Genomic DNA, 18,532 nt, shown 5'->3' with positions numbered 1-18,532 from the left:
TCGATTTGCACCGAAAAAACCGTGCGCAAACGGTCAAATGCGCAGGTATTTATACATATGCGACATTAAGGTACGTTCGTGCCACTGTTTAAGGCCCGTAGCCGCTCTGGATCTTGCATTGGGTATGGCCCCTGCATAAGTATCCGCAGGCACGACTCACGAGGTCGTCCTCTAATTCCAAAAATGACAACAAATCATGAGGCCACCATGCTTAAACACGCGGTCATTCCGTTTTTAGTCGGCGCCAGCTTATTAGCTGCCGCACCTTTCGCCCAAGCGGCGACTAACCTGGTGTTTTGCTCCGAAGGGAGCCCGGCCGGTTTTGATCCTGGTCAGTACACCACCGGAACCGACTTCGACGCCTCTGCAGAAACCATGTTCAACCGTTTGACCCAGTTCGAACGTGGCGGTACCGCTGTCATTCCAGGTCTGGCGACCAAATGGGACATCTCCGATGATGGCCTGACTTACACCTTCCACCTGCGTGAAGGCGTCAAGTTCCACACCACCCCGTACTTCAAGCCGACTCGTGAGTTCAACGCCGACGACGTGCTGTTCACCTTCAATCGCATGATTGACAAGAACGACCCGTTCCGCAAAGCGTACCCGACCGAATTCCCGTACTTCACCGACATGGGGATGGACACCAACATCACCAAGATCGATAAAGTCGACGAGCACACCGTCAAGTTCACCCTCAAAGAAGTTGACGCTGCGTTCATCCAGAACATGGCCATGAGTTTCGCTTCCGTCCAGTCTGCCGAGTACGCCGCCCAGCTGCTCAAAGAAGGCAAGGCTGCCGACATCAACCAGAAGCCGGTCGGCACGGGTCCGTTCGTGTTCAAGAGCTACCAGAAAGACTCCAACATCCGCTACACCGGGAACAAGGACTACTGGAAGCCTGACGACGTGAAGATCGACAACCTGATCTTCGCCATCACCACCGACCCATCGGTACGTATCCAGAAGCTGAAGAAGAACGAGTGCCAGATCACTCTGTTCCCACGTCCGGCCGACCTGAAGGCTCTTCAGGAAGACAAGACCCTGAAAGTGCCTAACCAGGCTGGTTTCAACCTCGGTTACATCGCCTACAACGTGATGCCCGTGCTCAAGGGCCGCACCGACGCCAACCCGCTGGCCGAGCTGAAGGTTCGTCAGGCGCTGGACATGGCGGTGAACAAGCAGCAGATCATCGACTCGGTTTACCAGGGTGCAGGTCAACTGGCGGTCAACGCCATGCCGCCAACCCAGTGGTCCTACGACACCACCATCAAGGATGCCAAGTACGACCCTGAGAAAGCCAAGGAGCTGCTCAAGGAAGCGGGCGTCAAGGAAGGTACCCAGATCACTCTGTGGGCCATGCCGGTTCAGCGTCCGTACAACCCGAACGCGAAATTGATGGCTGAAATGCTGCAATCCGACTGGGCGAAGATCGGCCTCAAGGTCAACATCGTCAGCTACGAATGGGGCGAGTACATCAAGCGCTCCAAGGGCGGCGAGAACCAGGCGATGCTGATTGGCTGGAGCGGCGACAATGGTGATCCGGACAACTGGCTGAACGTGTTGTTCGGCTGCGACTCGCTCAGCGGCAACAACTTCTCCAAGTGGTGCGACAAGAAGTTTGACGGCATCGTGAAAGAAGCCAAGCGCACGACCGACCAGGGCAAGCGCACCGAACTGTACAAGCAGGCGCAACACGTCCTCAAAGACGCCGTTCCAATGACACCCATCGCTCACTCGACGGTGTTCCAACCCATGCGCGACAACGTGCAGGACTTCAAGATCAGCCCATTCGGCTTGAACTCCTTCTACGGCGTCAGCGTCAGCAAATAAGGTTTTGCAACGGCGACGTTTCTGACGGCGTCGTTGCTTTATCAACCGAGAAAGCAGGAATTCGCTGACATCCAAATCCGCTGCGTACTACAGCAGCGGTTTCGGACGTATTGCCTTTTCCCACGAGTCTTTCGGACTTTACGCATTTACTGCCGGACCCACGGTTCTTACCGTCGGGATCTGACCAGTTCACGCGTGGGCCATCGGTTTATTTGCTGCACGTCATGGCTTGAGATCAGTGAGGCCGCAACGTCCCCGGACGGGATGACGGCTCATTGGTAAAACACTAAACAAGAGGGAGCGTCATGCGCCATTCCTTGGTTTTATCCGCATTACTGGGCACCGGCCTGTTGGCCGCCACTTCCATCAGCCAGGCTGCCAACAACAGCCTGGTGTTTTGCTCCGAAGGCAGTCCCGCCGGTTTCGATACGGCGCAGTACACCACTGCGACCGATAACGACGCCGCCGAGCCGTTGTATAACCGACTGGCAGAGTTTGAAAAAGGCGCGACCAACGTCGTACCAGGCCTGGCCACTAGTTGGGATATTTCCGAGGACGGCCTCAAGTACACCTTTCACCTGCGCGAAGGGGTGAAATTTCACACCACCAAATACTTCACGCCGACCCGTGACTTCAACGCCGATGACGTGCTGTTCACGTTCAATCGCATGCTCGACCCGCAACAACCCTTCCGTAAGGCTTATCCGACCGAGTTCCCGTATTTCAACGGGATGAGCCTGAACAAAAACATCGCCAAGGTCGAGAAAACCGGGCCGCTGACCGTGGTCATGACGCTCAACAGCGTGGACGCCGCGTTCATCCAGAACATCGCCATGAGCTTCGCCGCCATTCTTTCGGCCGAATACGCCGACAAGCTGTTGGCCGAAGGCAAGCCGAGCGACATCAACCAGAAACCGATCGGCACCGGGCCGTTCGTGTTCAAGAGCTACCAGAAAGATTCCAACATCCGTTACACCGGCAACAAGCAGTATTGGGACCCGAGCCGGGTCAAGCTCGAGAACCTGATTTTCGCCATCAACACCGACGCTTCGGTGCGGGTGCAGAAGCTCAAGGCCAACGAGTGCCAGATCACCCTGCACCCGCGCCCTGCCGACGTGACCGCGCTGAAGAACGACTCGACGCTCAAGCTCATCGAGAAGCCTGGTTTCAACCTCGGTTACATCGCCTATAACGTGCGGCACAAGCCTTTCGACCAGCTCGAAGTGCGTCAGGCGCTGGACATGGCGGTGAACAAGCAAGGCATTCTCAACGCCGTTTACCAAGGCGCCGGTCAACTGGCGGTCAACGCCATGCCGCCGACCCAATGGTCCTACGACGAGACCATTAAAGACGCCGCCTACAACCCGGAAAAAGCCAAGGAACTGCTCAAGGCTGCCGGCGTGAAGGAAGGCACAGAAATTACCCTCTGGGCCATGCCGGTTCAGCGCCCATACAACCCGAACGCCAAGTTGATGGCCGAAATGCTCCAGGCTGACTGGGCGAAAATCGGCCTCAAGGTCAAGATCGTCAGCTACGAATGGGGCGAGTACATCAAGCGCACCAAGAATGGCGAACACGACGTCAGCCTGATTGGCTGGACCGGTGACAACGGGGACCCGGACAACTGGCTTGGCACGCTTTACAGCTGCGACGCCATTGGTGGCAACAACTACTCGATGTGGTGCGATCCGGCTTACGACAAGCTGATCAAGCAGGCCAAGGTCGTCACTGACCGCGACCAGCGCACCGTGCTCTACAAACAGGCGCAGCAGTACCTCAAACAGCAGGTGCCGATTACGCCAGTCGCCCACTCGACGGTTAACCAGCCGTTGAGCGCCAAAATCGAAGGATTCAAGGTGAGTCCTTTCGGTCGTAACGTGTTCTCGGGTGTCAGCATAGAAAAATAACCGATTAGCCAGGAACCGCTGGGGGCGCATTGCGCCCTCACGCACGCGTATTGCCGTAATTCGTCAATCGGGTCTACAGCAAACGTTTGCGATGCCTTGAATGAGTTCTAAACCAATAGCCGGATCACCAAAAAAGACCGGCATTAAAAAAAAGAAAGAAAGGAGCTTCACCCATGAAACTGAGCAGCACCGCTTTACTGGCCCTGGCCATTAGCAGCATCACCGCGGGGGCCCATGCCGAGAGCGTTAGCCAAGACTTCGTTCCGACCCAACTGGCAAGCACCAGTGCCCAGTCGCAAGCCACAGGCTTCATCGATGGCCAGAGCCTGTCGGGTACCACCCGTAACTGGTATGCCAACGAAGACAAGCAGCGTGGCGGTACTTTCAAATACGAACGCCACGGCGAAACACTGAACGGCTCGCGTCGTATCAACTGGGTTCAGGGCACCATCCTCAACTACAGCTCGGGCTTCACCCAAGGCACCGTGGGTTTCGCTACCGAAGTTGCGGCCTACAACGCCCTGGCGCTGGATCGCAGCCGTGAAGACATCAAGGGCGGCTCCAACCGTACCCTGGCTCACACCAACGGCGACGCCGTGGATCAGTGGAGCAAACTGGGCCTGGCCAACGTCAAGGCGCGTATCTCCAACACCACCCTGACCGCCGGCCGCATGAACTTCAGCAGCCCGATCGTCGACGTTATCGGCAACCGTCCGCTGCCTTCGAGTTTTGAAGGCGTGGCCATTCACAGTGAAGAATTCGACAACCTGTCGTTCGACCTCGGCACCTTCGATCGCGTGTCGCCACGTACCGAGCAGAGCCTGTCGAAATTCCGCACTGAATACAGCGCCACCGGTGTCGAAACCGACCACGTGAACACCGCAGGCCTGAACTATCAGCCGCTGAAAAGCCTGAAAACCAGCCTGTACGCCACCAACGTCGAAGACTTCTGGAACCAGTACTACTTCGGCGCTGCTCACGAGCTGGGCGACAGCTCGGTCCTGAGCCTGACCACCGGCCTGAACTACTACAAAACCGTCGACGAAGGCAAAAAGTTGATGGGCGAAATCGACAACGATACCTACTCGCTGTCGTTCGGCCTGACTCACCAGGCGCACAGCCTGACCTTCTCGTACCAGGAAGTGAACGGTAACGAGTACTTCGACTACCTGCATGAAACCAACGGCATCTACCTGGCCAACTCCCTGCTGTCCGACTTCAACGGCCCGAACGAAAAATCGTTCCAGATCGCTTATGGTCTGAACATGGCTGAATACGGCGTGCCAGGCCTGAAGTTCAACATCTACCAGGCTCGCGGCTGGGGTATCGACGGTACTCACTACACCGGCAGCGCCTACGACGTGCGCAGCATGGACGGCGAACACCATTACGAATACGGCATCGGTACTGCGTACGCCGTGCAGAGTGGCCCGCTCAAAGCGACCACCATTCGCGCGACCTACACCACCCACCGTGCCAGCGAAAACCAGGCTGACGGCAGCATCAACGAGTTCCGTCTCGTGACCACCATCCCGTTCAAGATTTTGTAAAAACGCCAGCCGACGGCTGACTCATGACGAGTCGGCCGTTCGGTTTTTTCAGCTCAACCGATTGCAGAGGGTTCTTGATGAAAATGCTTCCCCTACGTGCGGCCATCGCTGCCGCGTTGCTGAGTGTCGCTGTTGGCGTCTCGGCCAAACCCCTGGTGGTTTGCACCGAAGCCAGTCCGGAAGGCTTCGACATGGTCCAGTACACGACTGCAGTCACCGCCGATGCAGTGGCCGAAACCATCTTCAATCGCCTGGCGGACTTCAAGCCCGGCACCACTGAGGTGATTCCGGCACTGGCCGACTCCTGGGACATCAGCGAAGACGGTCTGACCTACACGTTCCACCTGCGCAAAGGCGTCAAGTTCCACACCACCGAATACTTCAAGCCGACCCGCGACATGAATGCCGACGACGTGGTCTGGAGCTTCCAGCGTCAGCTGGACCCGAATCACCCGTGGCACAAACTGTCGAGCGTGGGCTTCCCGTACTTTGAAAGCATGGGCTTCAAAGAACTGCTCAAAGGCGTCGAAAAAGTTGACGACAACACCGTCAAATTCACCTTGACCCGTCGTGAAGCGCCGTTCCTGGCGGACATCGCCATGGCCTTCTCCTCGATCTATTCCGCCGAGTACGCCGACCAGTTGCTCAAAGCCAACAAGACTGGCGACCTGAACAACAAACCGGTCGGTACCGGCCCGTTCGTTTTCCAGCGTTACAACAAAGACGCACAGGTCCGCTTCAAGGCCAACCCGGATTACTTCCGTGGCAAGCCTCCGGCTGAAGCGTTGATTCTGGCCATCGCCACCGACAACAACGTGCGCCTGCAAAAGCTCAAGGCCAACGAGTGCCAGATCGCCCTGTATCCGAAACCGGATGACATCCCGAGCATCAAGAAAGACGAAAAGCTGAAGGTCGATGAACTGAACGCGATGACCGTTTCGTACATCGCCATGAACACCACGCACAAGTACATGAGTGATGTGCGCGTACGTAAAGCCATCGACATCGCCTTCGACAAAGCCGCGTACGTCAACGCGCTGTTCGGCAAAGGCAATGCGACGGTCGCGGTCAACCCGTATCCGGACACCCTGCTGGGTTACAACCAGACCCTGAAAAACCCACCCCGCGATCTGGACAAGGCCCGCGCCTTGCTCAAGGAAGCCGGCGTGCCGGACGGCACCGTGCTGACCCTGTTCACCCGTAACGGCGGCGGTCCGACCAACCCTAACCCGATGCTCGGCGCGCAGATGATGCAGGCTGACCTGGCCAAGGTCGGGATCAAGGTCGACATTCGCGTCATGGAATGGGGCGAAATGCTCAAACGCGCGAAAAACGGCGAGCACGACATGGTTTCCGCCGGATGGGCTGGCGATAACGGCGACCCGGATAACTTCCTGACGCCTATGCTCAGTTGCGAGGCGGCCAAAAACGGCGAAAACTACGCGCGCTGGTGCAATGAGAAGTTCCAGACGCTGATCGATGAAGCACGGGCTAAAGTTGACCCCGCCGAACGCGCAGCGCTCTATGAGCAAGCCCAGGAAGTCTTTAACCAGGACCAACCCTGGATCAGCATGGCCCACACCCGTATGTTCACCGCAATGCGTAACAACGTAGAGGGCTATCACATTAGCCCGCTCACCACTAATAACTTCGCCACCACCCAGGTGAAGTAGATAAGAAACTACCGGCATTCCTGAACCAGGAATGCCGGGCACGCCTAACCGGCTGATGAGGTACACCACAAGATGTTTAGTTTTATTGCCCGCCGACTGGGGTTATTGATTCCCACGTTCTTCGGCATCACCTTGCTGACTTTCGCGTTGATTCGCATGATTCCAGGCGACCCCGTGGAAGTGATGATGGGCGAACGTCGCGTCGACCCCGAAATGCATGCTCAGGCAATGGAACGCCTTGGCCTTAACAAACCGCTGTATGCCCAATACCTGGACTACATCGGCAAGTTGGCCCACGGCGATCTCGGTGAATCACTGCGTACCCGTGAAAGCGTCTGGACCGAGTTCAGCTCTCTATTCCCGGCGACCCTGGAACTGTCCATGGCCGCCCTGTTGTTCGCCGGCATTCTGGGCCTTCTGGCCGGGGTGATCGCGGCACTCAAGCGAGGGTCCCTGTTCGACCACGGGGTGATGGGCATCTCCCTGGCGGGATATTCGATGCCGATCTTCTGGTGGGGCCTGATCCTGATCATGTTCTTCTCGGTGTCTCTGGGCTGGACCCCGGTGTCCGGGCGGATCGACCTGCTCTATGACATCGAGCCGCGCACCGGTTTCATGCTGATCGACACGCTGCTGGCCGATGACGTCGGTGCGTTCTTCGATGCCCTGCATCACCTGATCCTGCCGGCCATCGTGCTCGGCACCATCCCGCTGGCGGTGATCGCGCGGATGACCCGTTCTTCGATGCTCGAAGTACTGCGTGAAGACTACATCCGTACTGCCCGCGCCAAAGGCCTGTCGCCGTCGCGCGTGGTATTCGTTCACGGCCTGCGTAACGCGCTGATTCCGGTGCTGACCGTGGTCGGCCTGCAAGTCGGCACTCTGCTGGCCGGTGCGGTCCTGACGGAAACCATCTTCTCCTGGCCGGGCATCGGCAAATGGCTGATCGAAGCCATTGGCGCACGGGATTATCCCGTGGTGCAGAACGGCATCCTGTTAATCGCCTGCCTGGTGATCATGGTCAATTTCGTGGTGGACATCCTCTACGGCTTTGCCAACCCACGCATCCGTCACCAGCGCTGAGATCATTATGACCATGACCACTTCAATTCCAGCGGTAGCAGTCGATCAAAGCCTGCTGTATCCGTCCCCGTACAAAGAATTCTGGCAAGCGTTCTCCAAGAACAAAGGTGCCGTCGCCGGCCTGATGTTCATGCTGCTGGTGATTTTCTGCGCGATTTTCGCCCCATGGGTCGCCCCGCATAACCCGAGCGAGCAATACCGCGACTTCCTGCTGACCCCGCCGTCCTGGCTGGAAGGCGGGCAGATCCAGTTCCTGCTCGGCACCGATGAACTGGGTCGCGACCTGCTGTCGCGTCTGATCCAGGGTTCGCGCCTGTCCTTGATGATCGGCTTGTCGTCGGTGGTGATGTCGCTGCTCCCGGGCATCCTGCTGGGTCTGTTCGCCGGGTTCTTCCCGCGCGTGCTCGGCCCGACCATCATGCGTCTGATGGACATCATGCTGGCCCTGCCGTCCCTGCTGCTGGCCGTGGCGATTGTCGCCATCCTCGGCCCTGGCCTGATCAACACCGTGATCGCGATCGCCGTGGTGTCCCTGCCGTCCTACGTTCGTCTGACCCGCGCTGCGGTGATGGGCGAGCTGAACCGCGACTACGTGACCGCTGCGCGCCTGGCCGGTGCCAATCTGCCCCGCCTGATGTTCGTCACCGTGCTGCCCAACTGCATGGCGCCGCTGATCGTTCAGGCCACCCTGAGTTTCTCCTCGGCGATTCTCGATGCTGCGGCACTGGGCTTCCTCGGCCTTGGCGTTCAACCGCCAACCCCTGAGTGGGGCACCATGCTGGCTTCGGCTCGCGACTACATCGAACGCGCCTGGTGGGTGGTAAGTCTGCCTGGTTTGACCATTTTGCTCAGCGTGCTGGCAATCAACTTGATGGGCGACGGCCTGCGCGATGCGCTGGACCCGAAACTCAAGAATGCCGCCTGAGGAGATTCAAATGTCACTGTTAGAAATCAAGAATCTCAACGTTCGCTTCGGCGACAAGAACGCCGTTCCGGTGGTCGACGGTCTCGACATTACCGTGGACAAGGGCGAAGTGCTGGCCATCGTTGGCGAATCGGGCTCCGGCAAATCCGTGACCATGATGGCGCTGATGGGCCTGATCGAACATCCGGGGATCGTCACCGCCGACGCCCTGAATTTCGACGGCAAGAACATGCTCAAGCTGAGCAACCGTCAGCGTCGGCAAATCGTCGGCAAAGACCTGGCCATGGTTTTCCAGGACCCGATGACCGCGCTGAACCCGAGCTACACCGTCGGTTTCCAGATCGAAGAAGTGTTGCGCCTGCACCTGAAAATGTCCGGCAAGGACGCCCGCAAGCGTGCCATCGAACTGCTGGAAAAAGTTGAAATCCCGGGTGCCGCCAGCCGTATGGACGCCTACCCGCACCAATTGTCCGGCGGTATGAGCCAGCGTGTTGCGATCGCCATGGCGATTGCCGGTGAACCGAAACTGCTGATCGCCGACGAACCGACCACTGCACTGGACGTAACGATCCAGGCGCAGATCATGGATCTGCTGTTGGCGTTGCAGAAAGAGCAGAACATGGGCCTGGTGCTGATCACGCACGACCTCGCGGTCGTCGCCGAAACCGCCCAGCGCGTGTGCGTGATGTACGCCGGCCAAGCGGTCGAAGTGGGTCAGGTGCCACAGCTGTTCGACATTCCAGCGCATCCGTACAGCGAAGCACTGCTCAAGGCGATTCCGGAACACAGCCTGGGTGAAACGCGTCTGGCCACGCTGCCGGGCATCGTTCCCGGCCGTTATGACCGCCCGCAAGGCTGCCTGTTGTCGCCGCGCTGCCCGTATGTGCAGGACAACTGCCGCGTGCAGCGTCCAGCCCTTGACCCGAAAAGCAACAGCCTCGCCCGCTGCTTCTACCCGCTGAATCAGGAGGTGGCGTAATGGCCGTCGTACTTACCGCCCGCGACCTGACCCGTCACTACGAAGTGTCCCGCGGCCTCTTCAAGGGCCATGCGACCGTACGCGCCTTGAACGGTGTGTCGTTCGAACTGGAAGCCGGCAAGACCCTCGCTGTGGTTGGCGAATCAGGCTGCGGCAAATCCACCCTGGCCCGAGCCCTGACGCTGATCGAAGAGCCGTCCTCCGGCTCCTTGAAAATCGCCGGGCAGGAAGTCGCCGGTGCTGACAAGGCTCAACGCAAACAACTGCGCAAAGACGTGCAGATGGTGTTCCAGAGCCCCTACGCTTCGTTGAATCCGCGGCAGAAAGTCGGTGATCAACTGGCCGAGCCGTTGCTGATCAACACCAACCTGAGCGCCTCCGAACGCCGCGAGAAAGTTCAGGCGATGATGAAGCAGGTCGGTTTGCGTCCTGAGCACTATCAGCGTTATCCGCACATGTTCTCCGGCGGTCAGCGCCAGCGGATCGCTCTTGCCCGCGCGATGATGCTGCAGCCTAAAGTACTGGTGGCGGATGAACCGACCTCCGCACTGGACGTGTCGATTCAGGCGCAGGTACTGAACCTGTTCATGGACCTGCAGCAAGAGTTCAACACTGCCTACGTGTTCATCTCCCACAACCTGGCCGTGGTGCGTCACGTCGCCGATCATGTGATGGTGATGTACCTCGGTCGTCCGGTTGAAATGGGGCCGAAAGAGGACATCTACACTCGTCCCCTACACCCGTACACCCAGGCGCTGCTGTCGGCGACACCGACCATCCACCCGGATCCGGACAAGCCGAAAATCAAGATCGTCGGTGAGTTACCCAACCCGCTGAACCCGCCGTCGGGCTGCGCTTTCCACAAGCGCTGCCCGTATGCGACCGAACGCTGCAGCACTGAAGAGCCGGCGCTGCGCCTGCTCGATGGCCGCCAAGTGGCATGCCACTACGCCGAGCAATTCCTCGACGGCGCGGCATAAAAAAACGCGCCTCAATCACTGGGGCGCGCTTTTGCGGAGTTGACCAGACCCCTTCTTCCCGGACTGCGCATCAGTCGGGCAAGAGGGGTTTTCTTTTGTCTGTCATTTAAGCCCCTTCATCCTCGTCGCTGTCCGGATCGTCAGTGGTCGAGTCGTCATCGTCTGCGCTGCCACCCTGCCCCTGATCGCCCGGCTCCGATTCAGACTTGGCAAGCATCAACTCACCGTGCCCGACCTGGCCGCTCGAAGCCTGGGTATCGTGATCCTCGCACTCGGCCCAGACCGCCGAACTGCCGAGGGCCAGCATTACCAATACTTTCACCATCAATACAACGCGTAGCAACCTGTTCATAGCCGATTCCATCCATTTATAGGTGAAACAGCGGTGCCTCTGTGGCGCTGAATGAAATCTAGTTCTGATCAGCGCGGTTCTCCAGATAGGACGCTAACGAATGGACGGAATGCCGTTGGCGGGGAGATTGGTTTTGAATAATGCGTATAACCAGATCAGCTAAGTGGAGCAGGCTCGCCGCGCGCTGAGGAAAGAACCCTTCGAGGCCCCGATAAACGGGTCGCCTGATAAATCAGCGGTATGGACAGGATCGCCAGAGCCGCGCTGGCGAACCAGACGCTATGCCCACCGAAATGACCATAGAGCTGGCCTCCAAGCGCAGGCGAGAGCAGCGCACTCGCACTCCAGCACATGAAAAAAAGACCAAAGTAGTGCCCGCTTTTTCCTCCTTGCGCATGCTGCATGACCAGCACGTTCAGGGGCGGTATGAAAAGAGCTTCGCCAAGCGTCCAAATAACCGTCGACAGGCAGACATAAAGCACCCCGGAACCCAAAGGCAACATCCCCAGCCCGCAGGCCAATAACAGGCTCCCTGCCAATAGCTGCCGGCGCGCGCCCCATTGCTCACTCCAATGAGATAACGGTATTTGCAGCAGCACCACCAGCACCGCGTTGAGTGCAAATTGCCATCCGATGACCTCGGTACTCAACCGATAGTAATCGTGCAAATAGTTGCCCAGCATGCTGTAGACCGGGTCAAAGGCAAGGCCGAGCAATACAGCAGCCGCCAACAACCACAGGAAAGGTTTGTCTCGATACGGTACGCATGAACCTGAAGCAATCTCAGGCACCTCATCCGGTATCAGAACCGGTCGATGAAATGTCGTGCGGACAAACCACAGCAATGCCAACAGCGTCATGGCTGCGCTGACAAAAAACACCCAGCGAAAATCAGTCTGCGCCAGGCCCCCACCCACCACCCCGGCGACCGCCATTCCCAGGTTTCTGGCAACACGACTCAATGACTGCGCACGAGCACGCTGCGCAACGTGGCAATACTCCATGATCAATCGCTGATGAAGGGTGCGAATCGCTCCATCAAGTACACCGCTGAACAGCAGCAACCCAGCCAGCAAAGGCACGTCAGTGACCAGCCCCAACGAGACCAAAACCCACGCCGAGGAAAAAAACAACGCGGCAGTGAGCCGCGCCGTGGAGAAATGATCACTCAGCAGTCCGCCGACCATTGACCCTATCAGCAAGCCAGCCCCGTAACCGGATAACAACCAGCCAACGGTTTCAATCGCAAGCCCCAGTTCCTGGCGCAGGTACAACGCCATAAACAGCTTGACCATGGTGCTCAAGCGATTGATGAAGAGCAACGCAGCAAGCACCCAGGCCATTGGACTGAAATAGCCATCTAACCGAATCAGGTGAGTGAGCCGACTGGTCATTCCATTGATCCCTTGTGCTCCTGCTCGTGGAGAGTGCTGCGTGTGAAGTGTCCTCTGAACGTTAGACGTCAATGATTTCGTTGTCGCGGGTAAAAGTCCCGAGAACAGAAAAACGGAGACAAGCTACAAAATCAGGAAAAAAGACCTACAGAAAAACCTTACTCAGCAATCAATGCGAGCTCGCTCAATGAGCAAAAAAAAGCCCACTGTTGTTCACAGTGGGCTTTTGGCTTTCGCAACTCAGCGCTTAGTGATGCTCGCGCGTCGCACGGAATTTCACATCCGGCCAGCGCTCTTCCATCAGCGCCAGGTTGACCCGGGTCGGGGCCAGGTAGGTCAGGTGACCGCCGCCGTCGATGGCGAGGTTTTCCACAGCTTTGACGCTGAATTCTTCGAGCTTCTTCTTATCATCGCAATCGATCCAGCGCGCGGAATAAACGGTGATCGGCTCGTAAGAGCACTCGACCTTGTATTCCTCTTTCAAACGGCTGGCGACCACATCGAACTGCAGCACACCGACGGCGCCGAGGATGATGTCGTTGCTGCGCGTCGGGAAGAACACCTGAGTGGCGCCTTCTTCTGCCAGTTGCTGCAGGCCCTGACGCAGTTGCTTGGATTTCAGCGGATCGCGCAGACGCACACGACGGAACAGTTCCGGGGCAAAGTGCGGGATACCGGTGAAGCCCAGGACTTCGCCTTCGGTGAAGGTGTCGCCGATCTGGATGGTGCCGTGGTTGTGCAGGCCGATGATGTCGCCGGCAAACGCTTCTTCCAGTTGCTCACGCTCGGAGGAGAAGAAGGTCAGCGCATCGCCGATCCGCACGTCCTTGCCAGTGCGCACGTGGCGCATCTTCATGCCTTTTTCGTATTTGCCGGAGCAGATACGCATGAAGGCGATACGGTCGCGGTGTTTGGGGTCCATGTTCGCCTGGATCTTGAACACGAAGCCGGCGAATTTCTCTTCGACCGGTTCTACGGTGCGCTCGTTGGCGACACGAGCCAGCGGTTTCGGCGCCCAGTTGACCACGGCGTCGAGCACGTGATCGACACCGAAGTTGCCCAATGCAGTCCCGAAGAACACCGGGGTCAGTTGGCCGTCGAGGAATTCCTGTTGATTGAATTCGTGACAGGCGCCCTGCACCAGTTCCAGCTGATCGACGAAGCGATCGTATTCGTCACCGAGGTGTGCGCGGGCTTCATCGGAGTCGAGTTTCTCGATGATTTTCACATCGGTGCGCTCGTGGCCGTGGCCCGCGGTGTACACGATGATGTAGTCGTCGGCGAGGTGATAAACGCCTTTGAAATCGCGGTAGCAGCCGATCGGCCAGGTGATCGGCGCCGCCTTGATCTTCAGAACCGCTTCGATTTCGTCGAGCAGTTCGATCGGGTCGCGGATGTCACGGTCGAGTTTGTTGATGAAGCTGACAATCGGCGTGTCACGCAGACGGCAGACGTCCATCAGCGCGATGGTCCGTGGCTCTACACCCTTACCGCCGTCGAGAACCATCAATGCCGAGTCAACCGCCGTCAGGGTGCGGTAGGTGTCTTCGGAGAAGTCTTCGTGGCCCGGGGTGTCGAGCAGGTTGATCATGTGGTCGCGATACGGGAACTGCATGACCGACGTGGTAATGGAAATACCCCGTTGTTTTTCCATTTCCATCCAGTCGGAGGTGGCATGGCGGTCGGATTTTCGAGATTTCACCGTGCCAGCAATCGCAATCGCCTTGCCCATCAGCAAGAGCTTCTCGGTGATGGTGGTTTTACCGGCATCGGGGTGGGAAATAATGGCGAAAGTGCGGCGTTTCGCGACTTCGGCGGCCTGTTTGGTCATGGGAAATCGCCTGGCAGGTGATTCAAAAAAGGGCCGCGATTATAGCCCAACTTGTATCAAGAACCGAACCGTTGAGCACATTAGGGGTGGCCAAATGCTGCTTCAGATGGGAACCTTTAAGACAGTGGAGGCGTCCACTCCCCTGTTACGACCATTCGTCAGGGTTGAAAAATCAGCAAGTTGGCCTGACGAGGCTGCGCTTATGGCTCGATTTCATGCGGTTCCACCAGCATGAAGAGCTGCTTATCGCGAACGTTGTTTTCCCGGCAGCCAGGAATGGCATTGCCACACGGGACTGCGTTCGCCGACAAAGAAAAAGGAGTCCGCCTGTGGCTATTCGCTATGGCAAGGGGCTGATAGGAGGTGCGGTTGTCGTCGCCCTTCTGGCCCTGCTGGTCCACTGGATTGGCATCAACACGATCGAACATTACCGCGACGATTTGTTGTTTTACCTGCAAGCCCATTTGATTCTCGTTCTCGCTTCCATGCTGGCCGCCCTCGTTGTGGGCATACCCGCCGGTATCTTTCTCAGCCGCCCGACCATGGTGGGCCGCGCTGAACGCTTCATGCAGATCTTCAACATCGGCAACACCGTGCCGCCTCTCGCCGTACTGGCCATCGCCCTGGGTATCCTCGGCATCGGCAGCGGCCCCGCGATTTTCGCCCTGTTCCTCGCCTCGCTGTTGCCGATCGTGCGCAACACCTATGAAGGCCTGAAAAACGTCCAGGGTTCGCTCAAGGAAGCAGCCGTCGGCATCGGCATGACACCGACTCAGGTGCTGTGGCGGGTCGAACTGCCAAACGCCGTACCGATCATCATCGGTGGCGTGCGCGTGGCGCTGGCGATCAACGTCGGTACCGCGCCGCTGGCCTTCCTGATCGGTGCCAACAGTCTGGGCAGCCTGATTTTCCCTGGCATCGCCCTGAACAATCAGCCGCAACTGCTGCTCGGCGCGGTCTGCACCGCCCTGCTGGCCTTGCTGCTCGACGGTCTGGTGACACTCGCCAGCCGCCTCTGGCTCGAACGCGGCCTGCGCCCGTCTTAAGCCTCGGCAAAGGAATATTCATGAAGAAATTAAGCTTATTACTAGGCTGCGTCCTGCTGTTCGCAGGAATTGCCCAAGCCGCTGAAAAACCCGTGATCCGCATCGGCGCCCGGGTGTTCACCGAACAAACCCTGCTGGCGGAAATCACTTCCCAGTACCTGCGCACCAAGGGTTACGACACGCAAGTGACCGGCGGTCTGGGCAGCAACTTGGCCCGCAGCGCCCACGAAAGTGGCCAACTGGATTTGATGTGGGAATACACCGGAGTGTCTCTGGTGGCTTACAACCATGTCACCGACAAGCTCGACAGCGCTCAGTCCTACGCCAAGGTGAAAGAACTCGACGCGAAAAAAGGCCTGATCTGGCTCACCCCGTCGAAGTTCAGCAACACCTACGCCCTGGCCCTGCCGGAAAACACCGCGAAGGCTTACCCGCAGATCAACACCATCAGCGAGCTGAACACGGTGCTGCAGGCTGAGGCGAAGACCAATCACCTGGTCGCGCTCGACACCGAGTTCGCCAACCGCTCCGACGGTCTGAACGGCATGGTCGACCTTTACGGCATGAACCTGACCCGCAAAAACATCCGGCAGATGGATGCTGGCTTGGTCTACACCGCCCTGCGTAATGGCCAGGTGTTTGCCGGTCTGGTCTACACCACCGACGGTCGCTTGAACGCCTTCAAGCTGAAACTGCTGGAAGACGACAAGCATTACTTCCCGGACTATACCGCTGCGCCGGTGGTGCGTCAGGTCTACCTCGACGCCCATCCGAAACTCGCGGAAGAGCTCAAGCCGCTGGCCGAACTGTTCGACGACGCCACCATGCGCCAGCTCAACGCGCGGGTCGATGTCGATCACGAAAGCCCTTCATCCGTTGCCGCCGATTTCCTGCGCCAGCATCCATTGAACTAAGGAGGAAAAGACATGGAATTTCTGAACGCCTTTTCCCATCTCGACTGGCCGCTGGTGCTGCAACTGACCGGGCAGCACATCACCCTGGTCGGCATTGCCGTGACCCTGGCGATTCTGGTCGGCGTGCCGCTGGGCATCCTGATGACGCGCTTCCCGACGCTCGCCGGCCCCTTGCAGGCCAGCGCCACGGTGCTGCTGACGGTTCCGTCGATTGCGCTGTTCGGCCTGCTGCTGCCGTTCTACTCCAAGTTCGGCCAGGGCCTGGGCCCGATGCCGGCGATCACCGCGGTGTTTTTGTACTCGCTGCTGCCGATCATGCGTAACACCTACCTCGCCCTGACCGGTGTCGACCCCGGCATTCGCGAAGCCGCCCGCGGCATCGGCATGACCTTCGGCCAGCGCCTGCGCATGGTCGAACTACCGATTGCGGTGCCAGTGATCCTCGCCGGTGTGCGCACCGCCGTGGTCATGAACATCGGTGTGATGACCATCGCCGCGACCATCGGCGCCGGTGGCCTCGGTGTACTCATTCTCGCTTCCATCAGCCGCAGCGACATGTCGATGCTGATCGTCGGCGCCGTGCTGGTCAGTCTCCTGGCCATCTTTGCCGACCTGCTTCTGCAATGGCTGCAACGCACGCTGACTCCAAAAGGACTCCTGAAATGATCGAACTTCAAAACCTCAGCAAGACCTTCCAAAGCAACGGCAAAGATGTGAAAGCCGTGGACTCGGTAAGCCTGACCGTCAATGAAGGCGAGATCTGTGTGTTCCTCGGGCCATCGGGTTGCGGCAAAAGCACTACGCTGAAGATGATCAACCGCCTGATCAAGCCGACCTCCGGCAAGATCCTGATCAACGGCGAAGACACCACCGACCTCGACGCCGTGACCCTGCGCCGCAACATCGGTTATGTGATCCAGCAGATCGGTCTGTTCCCGAACATGACCATCGAGGAAAACATCACCATCGTTCCGCGTCTGCTGGGCTGGGACAAACAGAAATGCCATGACCGCGCCCGCGAGTTGATGAGCATGATCAAGCTCGAACCCAAGCAGTATCTGACTCGCTACCCGCGTGAGTTGTCGGGTGGCCAGCAGCAACGGATCGGCGTGATTCGTGCCTTGGCAGCGGATGCGCCGCTGTTGTTGATGGACGAACCATTTGGCGCGGTCGACCCGATCAACCGCGAGATGATCCAGAACGAGTTTTTCGAGATGCAACGTGCGCTGGGCAAGACCGTGATCATGGTCAGCCACGATATCGACGAAGCCATCAAGCTGGGCGACAAAATCGCGATTTTCCGTGGCGGCAAACTGATCCAGGTCGATCACCCGGACACCTTGTTGGCGCACCCGGCAGACGAGTTCGTCAGCAGCTTCGTCGGTCAGGACAGCACCCTCAAGCGTCTGTTACTGGTAAAAGCCGAGGACGCGGCGGACAACGCACCGTCGGTGAGTCCGGAAACTCCGGTGGCCGAAGCGCTGGAATTGATGGATGAACTGGACCGACGCTACGTGGTGGTGACGTGTGCCGACAACAAGGCGATGGGTTATGTACGCCGCCGCGACCTGCACCGTCAGGCCGGTACGTGTGCGCAATACCTGCGCGAGTTCAACGCCACCGCCGTGTATGACGAGCATTTGCGCATTCTGCTGTCGCGCATGTACGAGTTCAACCGCTCGTGGTTGCCGGTGCTGGACGCCGAGCGGGTGTTTCTCGGGGAAGTGACTCAGGAATCGATTGCCGAGTATTTGAGTTCCGGTAAGTCCCGTGGGGGCAAGACCAGCATTGTTTCGCCTGCTGAAGTGGCTGAACAGGCCGCAACAGCCTGACGCTTCCTACTGATCGTTCCCACGCAGAGCGTGGGAATGCCGCCCTGGACGCTCTGCGTCCCCCCCTTTGAGACGCAGAGCGTCTCCGGATGCGTTCCCACGCAGAGTGAACTGACCCCCAAAGGTTGAACACAACCTTTGGGGGTGTCATGGGTAAGTACACAGAGCAAGTAAAACTGGCAGCAGTGCAGGACTACTGTTCCGGTAGCGCGGGTTTGAGGGATGTGGCACAC

General features: G+C 58.4%; 15 protein-coding genes. 12 read left to right on the top strand and 3 right to left on the bottom strand.

Annotation, left to right across the window (positions count from 1 at the left end):
• Window positions 1–207 precede the first annotated feature (207 nt).
• The 8 genes from FQ185_RS15245 (at window position 208) to FQ185_RS15210 (ending at window position 10,930) form a co-directional block, all read left to right on the top strand.
• A complete protein-coding gene (locus tag FQ185_RS15245; RefSeq protein ID WP_149418127.1) occupies window positions 208–1,833 on the top strand; it encodes an ABC transporter substrate-binding protein in 1,626 nt (541 codons plus the stop codon).
• A 305-nt stretch (window positions 1,834–2,138) separates the two neighbouring features.
• A complete protein-coding gene (locus tag FQ185_RS15240) occupies window positions 2,139–3,740 on the top strand; it encodes an ABC transporter substrate-binding protein (RefSeq protein WP_149418126.1) in 1,602 nt (533 codons plus the stop codon).
• A 173-nt stretch (window positions 3,741–3,913) separates the two neighbouring features.
• On the top strand, window positions 3,914–5,290 hold the full coding sequence (locus tag FQ185_RS15235; RefSeq protein ID WP_149418125.1) for an OprD family porin: 1,377 nt from the start codon (window positions 3,914–3,916) through the stop codon (window positions 5,288–5,290).
• 77 nt (window positions 5,291–5,367) lie between these two features.
• Window positions 5,368–6,963: an ABC transporter substrate-binding protein gene (locus tag FQ185_RS15230; protein WP_149418124.1), complete on the top strand. Its 1,596-nt coding sequence runs from the start codon at window positions 5,368–5,370 to the stop codon at window positions 6,961–6,963.
• A gap of 72 nt (window positions 6,964–7,035) precedes the next feature.
• On the top strand, window positions 7,036–8,046 hold the full coding sequence (locus tag FQ185_RS15225; RefSeq protein ID WP_149418123.1) for an ABC transporter permease subunit: 1,011 nt from the start codon (window positions 7,036–7,038) through the stop codon (window positions 8,044–8,046).
• Between the two features lie 13 nt (window positions 8,047–8,059).
• Window positions 8,060–8,971, top strand: a complete 912-nt coding sequence (locus FQ185_RS15220; protein ID WP_149418122.1) for an ABC transporter permease subunit — start codon at window positions 8,060–8,062, stop codon at window positions 8,969–8,971.
• Window positions 8,972–8,981: 10 nt separating this feature from the next.
• On the top strand, window positions 8,982–9,950 hold the full coding sequence (locus FQ185_RS15215) for an ABC transporter ATP-binding protein (protein ID WP_149418121.1): 969 nt from the start codon (window positions 8,982–8,984) through the stop codon (window positions 9,948–9,950).
• The gene (locus FQ185_RS15210; RefSeq protein WP_149418120.1) at window positions 9,950–10,930 is read left to right on the top strand and encodes a peptide ABC transporter ATP-binding protein; all 981 of its coding nucleotides are present in this window, start codon (window positions 9,950–9,952) and stop codon (window positions 10,928–10,930) included. Before FQ185_RS15215 ends, FQ185_RS15210 begins: the two co-directional genes overlap by 1 nt.
• Window positions 10,931–11,036: 106 nt before the next feature.
• Here FQ185_RS15210 and FQ185_RS15205 read toward each other — a convergent pair whose 3' ends face one another.
• The 3 genes from FQ185_RS15205 to FQ185_RS15195 all read right to left on the bottom strand — a co-directional run bounded on the left by FQ185_RS15205 (window position 11,037) and on the right by FQ185_RS15195 (window position 14,507).
• Window positions 11,037–11,282: a hypothetical protein gene (locus tag FQ185_RS15205; RefSeq protein ID WP_149418119.1), complete on the bottom strand. Its 246-nt coding sequence runs from the start codon at window positions 11,280–11,282 to the stop codon at window positions 11,037–11,039.
• A 155-nt stretch (window positions 11,283–11,437) separates the two neighbouring features.
• The gene (locus FQ185_RS15200; protein ID WP_149418118.1) at window positions 11,438–12,676 is read right to left on the bottom strand and encodes an MFS transporter; all 1,239 of its coding nucleotides are present in this window, start codon (window positions 12,674–12,676) and stop codon (window positions 11,438–11,440) included.
• Between the two features lie 247 nt (window positions 12,677–12,923).
• On the bottom strand, window positions 12,924–14,507 hold the full coding sequence (locus FQ185_RS15195; protein ID WP_074873726.1) for a peptide chain release factor 3: 1,584 nt from the start codon (window positions 14,505–14,507) through the stop codon (window positions 12,924–12,926).
• 329 nt (window positions 14,508–14,836) lie between these two features.
• Between FQ185_RS15195 and FQ185_RS15190 the strand changes: the two genes are divergently transcribed.
• Genes FQ185_RS15190 through FQ185_RS15175 form a run of 4 tightly spaced genes read left to right on the top strand, consistent with a single transcriptional unit; the run spans window position 14,837 to window position 18,299 of the window.
• Window positions 14,837–15,553, top strand: coding sequence for an ABC transporter permease (locus FQ185_RS15190; protein WP_149418117.1), 717 nt, complete (start codon window positions 14,837–14,839; stop codon window positions 15,551–15,553).
• A 20-nt stretch (window positions 15,554–15,573) separates the two neighbouring features.
• On the top strand, window positions 15,574–16,467 hold the full coding sequence (locus tag FQ185_RS15185; RefSeq protein WP_149418116.1) for a glycine betaine ABC transporter substrate-binding protein: 894 nt from the start codon (window positions 15,574–15,576) through the stop codon (window positions 16,465–16,467).
• Between the two features lie 12 nt (window positions 16,468–16,479).
• Complete coding sequence (locus FQ185_RS15180; protein ID WP_008148960.1) at window positions 16,480–17,133, top strand: ABC transporter permease; 654 nt, start codon at window positions 16,480–16,482, stop codon at window positions 17,131–17,133.
• Entirely contained in the window at window positions 17,130–18,299 is a 1,170-nt protein-coding gene (locus FQ185_RS15175) for a betaine/proline/choline family ABC transporter ATP-binding protein (protein ID WP_149418115.1), read from the top strand. The genes FQ185_RS15180 and FQ185_RS15175 overlap by 4 nt, the downstream gene beginning before the upstream one ends.
• Window positions 18,300–18,532 lie beyond the last annotated feature (233 nt).

It is taken from the genome of Pseudomonas sp. ANT_H12B (assembly GCF_008369325.1).
GTDB lineage: Bacteria > Pseudomonadota > Gammaproteobacteria > Pseudomonadales > Pseudomonadaceae > Aquipseudomonas.
The sequence above is the reverse complement of the archived record's forward strand: the minus strand, read 5'-3'. Positions and strand labels throughout refer to the sequence as shown.

Excerpts from the sequence above, each read along its gene's own strand:
- FQ185_RS15185 (WP_149418116.1), top strand. The coding sequence starts at position 15,574 with ATGAAGAAATTAAGCTTATTACTAGGCTGCGTCCTGCTGTTCGCAGGA.
- FQ185_RS15195 (WP_074873726.1), bottom strand. The coding sequence starts at position 14,507 with ATGACCAAACAGGCCGCCGAAGTCGCGAAACGCCGCACTTTCGCCATT.
- FQ185_RS15200 (WP_149418118.1), bottom strand. The coding sequence starts at position 12,676 with ATGACCAGTCGGCTCACTCACCTGATTCGGTTAGATGGCTATTTCAGT.
- FQ185_RS15180 (WP_008148960.1), top strand. The coding sequence starts at position 16,480 with ATGGAATTTCTGAACGCCTTTTCCCATCTCGACTGGCCGCTGGTGCTG.
- FQ185_RS15225 (WP_149418123.1), top strand. The coding sequence starts at position 7,036 with ATGTTTAGTTTTATTGCCCGCCGACTGGGGTTATTGATTCCCACGTTC.
- FQ185_RS15230 (WP_149418124.1), top strand. The coding sequence starts at position 5,368 with ATGAAAATGCTTCCCCTACGTGCGGCCATCGCTGCCGCGTTGCTGAGT.
- FQ185_RS15215 (WP_149418121.1), top strand. The coding sequence starts at position 8,982 with ATGTCACTGTTAGAAATCAAGAATCTCAACGTTCGCTTCGGCGACAAG.
- FQ185_RS15240 (WP_149418126.1), top strand. The coding sequence starts at position 2,139 with ATGCGCCATTCCTTGGTTTTATCCGCATTACTGGGCACCGGCCTGTTG.
- FQ185_RS15205 (WP_149418119.1), bottom strand. The coding sequence starts at position 11,282 with ATGAACAGGTTGCTACGCGTTGTATTGATGGTGAAAGTATTGGTAATG.
- FQ185_RS15175 (WP_149418115.1), top strand. The coding sequence starts at position 17,130 with ATGATCGAACTTCAAAACCTCAGCAAGACCTTCCAAAGCAACGGCAAA.
- FQ185_RS15220 (WP_149418122.1), top strand. The coding sequence starts at position 8,060 with ATGACCACTTCAATTCCAGCGGTAGCAGTCGATCAAAGCCTGCTGTAT.
- FQ185_RS15235 (WP_149418125.1), top strand. The coding sequence starts at position 3,914 with ATGAAACTGAGCAGCACCGCTTTACTGGCCCTGGCCATTAGCAGCATC.
- FQ185_RS15210 (WP_149418120.1), top strand. The coding sequence starts at position 9,950 with ATGGCCGTCGTACTTACCGCCCGCGACCTGACCCGTCACTACGAAGTG.
- FQ185_RS15245 (WP_149418127.1), top strand. The coding sequence starts at position 208 with ATGCTTAAACACGCGGTCATTCCGTTTTTAGTCGGCGCCAGCTTATTA.